The following is a 1,054-nucleotide window of genomic DNA, read 5'->3' on the forward strand; positions in this document are numbered from 1 at the left end:
TGGCTCCGGCTCAGGAGTTGGCTCCGGCTCAGGAGATGGTTCTGGTTTTGATGCTTGCGGGTAAACTTCAGATTGTAAGCTTGAGCTGAGTGTGTTTGGCTCGGGCTGTTCTTCTACGTCAGCCGTTGTTCTTCCTGTTCGAGATGCAGAGAAGGATGCGCCAGCTTGCGAGTCGTCATTCGGTGTTATTGGCGTTTGGTCGGATGGTACGCTTTCGTCCTGCCTGGAAACGAAGGTGTCTTCGGCAGTTGTTGAGAGAGTCGTTTGATCTTGAGGTTGGCTTGAAGACTCCAATATGGAAAAATCATCTTTCTTTTCAATATTGGAATAGAGTGCATCATCGCTACTTCTCAATTCAGAAGGATCCCGAGAGGTCGATAGAGCGTCGGAACTCCCTTCAATATGTTCTGAATTTGGCAAAATGGTTCCGGCTAAATCAGAAGTCTCTACTCCTTGACTTTCCACTGTTTCTATTTTGGCATATTCTTTGGCGGAAAGGTTTTGTTGTTCTATATTCTGTAAAACAGTTAAGTCATCAAATTCTTGCTGTGTATCCAGTTTATTTTTTTTCTCCGCCACGACATGCTCCTTGGAAAAGACTACAAGGTGACATTTTGACTATTTCGAACTATACTCAAACCATTTTTTTTACTGATATAATCATTCATTCTTGAATGTATATATTCATATGTGTGATGTGGACTGTCTCGATTTGATAACATAGCGCATTTACAAAAAATGTGCCCTAAGTATATTCCTCTATGAATATCTCCTCGTCTTGGTGGCGTCGTATTACGGTGCATTTTTCTTCATGGACTATTTGAGGGCGGCCGTCCAGGATCAAAAGCACATTTCTTTTGTTATAATCGCCCTGAAACAGTCATAAGTATGAATCTTGGTTGTAACTCATTATAAAGGAGACTCACCAAAAAATGAAGCTCATACAACGTCGAGCATACGGAATTCGAAACTATTATGAGTTTGCAGCTAGGATTAGAAAAATAGTGGACGGATGAGGATGGGAGATTTGTAGGAATGGTGGGGGTTGCGGGGG

1 pseudogene is annotated in these 1,054 nt (G+C 42.3%); it reads right to left on the reverse strand.

Going from position 1 to position 1,054, the window contains the following annotated elements:
- Positions 1 to 579: pseudogene (locus G451_RS30790) on the reverse strand (hypothetical protein); the annotation flags it as partial.
- Positions 580 to 1,054: the final 475 nt, after the last annotated feature.

Source organism: Desulfovibrio inopinatus DSM 10711, from assembly GCF_000429305.1.
GTDB classification, from domain to species: Bacteria; Desulfobacterota; Desulfovibrionia; order Desulfovibrionales; family Desulfovibrionaceae; genus Alteridesulfovibrio; species Alteridesulfovibrio inopinatus.